Genomic DNA, 1,687 nt, shown 5'->3' with positions numbered 1-1,687 from the left:
CAAGAACATCTAAAAGAATGAGTAGCCACAGGGACGAAGAAACGATCATGGAAAATTTTGACTGGAATCAGCTTTCACTAGAGCAATTGAAGTTGCTTCAATCGAAAATAAGCAAAGCGATCGATCTTAAGAGACGCGACTTAAAGTTGACCCAATCTACTGCCAATATCACCCAAGTTTATGAGTACAAGGTAAGTTTGGCTAAGGTCTCTCCTGCTCGCCTACGTAGCTCCCTGTCTGATTATCAAAAGTGTGTTTTCATGATCAGTCTGGGAAGTAAAAACTTTGTTTATAGTGAGCGAATCGAAGCCTTGATAAAATGGATTAGCGAACAATTCAAAGCTTGCCTAGTATTAGTTGGGGACAGTTTATATCGACTGACAATCGAAGTTAGACAGGGACTTAAAGGGGATGAAGCTTGGCTGGAGGCAATTCGCACTGGAGAGACCTTTATTAATCAAAACCGTTTCTTGTTCCAGCAATACTCTGGAAGTTGTCAATTCCAGTTCCAGATGGCTTCCCAAATAGAGAAGCAATCAGAATTTGAGATGTATTACAAAGACTTTCAGGGTCTTTATCAACAGGATGAATCTTTTCAAAAGATGGTCAACTCCTTTGCCCAAACCTATCTTAATCGGGGGGAACAGTCAGAAGAAGAGGAAGTAGAGCAGCTTCTCCAAAGGCAAAAGCACCTGGCGATCACCTACCTGCTGGAAGAGTCAGCTGTGTTTACCTGCCTTGCTAAAGAAGGATGGCCAGTTTTTGTTTATCCTGGGTCAATTAAAACTTTTGAAGAAATTGCGGAAGGGTTGCACCCAGAGGTTCCTTTACCTCTCAAGCAAATGATCTGGGTCAGCCTGCGTCTTAAAAGGAAGGCTACTGCTGGAGAAAGCATCTAAGGGCTTTGAGGTCAATGGTGGTTGCAGAATCGGGAATCGGGAATCGGGAATCGGGAATCGGGAACAGGGAACAGGTAAAAAATCCTGTGTACCTCATAGGTATGGAAAACGCGATCAGATAACAGGAGGTATTTGAAATTATGACTTCTGACTCCTGACTTCAGCCTTTCAAAAGATTCCATGGAATTCACCAGCCTCGAATCTTTTTCTCAATTCCTGGCGCTGAATTTTGCCGATCCCTGTTTTCGGAATCGTCTCTTTGGGAACGGGAATCAGGTAATCTGGATTTAACCCAATCGTGTTCACAACGGTTTTCCGAATTTTCGCCATGCACTGCGTTTAAGGAATTATCGTCAGTATCAGTAGCACTGAAAAAGATTGCCAATCTATCAGTATTGTCCCCAATTATCCGAACATAATCTAACCCACCACCGGGTCAAACAGCTTTAATGAGATACACCCACCAACTCAGACAGGGGTTAAATTTCATCGGGATTAATACCCATCTGTCGTAACCGTTCTGCTAATTGTTCAGCTCGTTGGTGTTCCTGTTCAGCTCGTTGGTGTTCCTGTTCAGCTCGTTGTTGAGCCAGTTCCTTCTCTTGACGTTCCTGTTCAGCTCGTTGTTGAGCCAGTTCAGCTCGTTGCCGTTCCTGTTCAGCTCGAAGACGTTCAAGTTCTGCCTCAGTAGGAATCCAATTTCCCTGTTGATCATACCAACGTAGCCACAACCGATTCAATCCCCGATATTGACCAAGCCATAGTCCTAAACCCAATTGCAACTCAGA

The 1,687-nt window shown here is 43.8% G+C and carries 2 protein-coding genes and 1 pseudogene; 1 reads left to right on the top strand and 2 read right to left on the bottom strand.

Annotated features, from left to right (window positions below):
* Positions 1-899, top strand: an 899-nt coding sequence (locus tag F6K20_RS37350; RefSeq protein ID WP_287298235.1) for a tRNA-dependent cyclodipeptide synthase, incomplete at its 5' end; no start/stop codon positions are given.
* Between the two features lie 168 nt (positions 900-1,067).
* Here F6K20_RS37350 and F6K20_RS37345 read toward each other — a convergent pair.
* Positions 1,068-1,229: a hypothetical protein gene (locus tag F6K20_RS37345; RefSeq protein WP_008190829.1), complete on the bottom strand. Its 162-nt coding sequence runs from the start codon at positions 1,227-1,229 to the stop codon at positions 1,068-1,070.
* Between the two features lie 149 nt (positions 1,230-1,378).
* Positions 1,379-1,687: pseudogene (locus tag F6K20_RS37340) on the bottom strand (Uma2 family endonuclease); the annotation flags it as partial.

The sequence above is a fragment of the Moorena sp. SIO2C4 genome (assembly GCF_010672485.1).
In the GTDB taxonomy this organism is placed as follows: domain Bacteria; phylum Cyanobacteriota; class Cyanobacteriia; order Cyanobacteriales; family Coleofasciculaceae; genus Moorena; species Moorena producens.
The sequence above is the reverse complement of the archived record's forward strand: the minus strand, read 5'-3'. Positions and strand labels throughout refer to the sequence as shown.

Coding starts and splice junctions, on each gene's coding strand:
- F6K20_RS37345 (WP_008190829.1), bottom strand. CDS start 1,229: ATGGCGAAAATTCGGAAAACCGTTGTGAACACGATTGGGTTAAATCCA.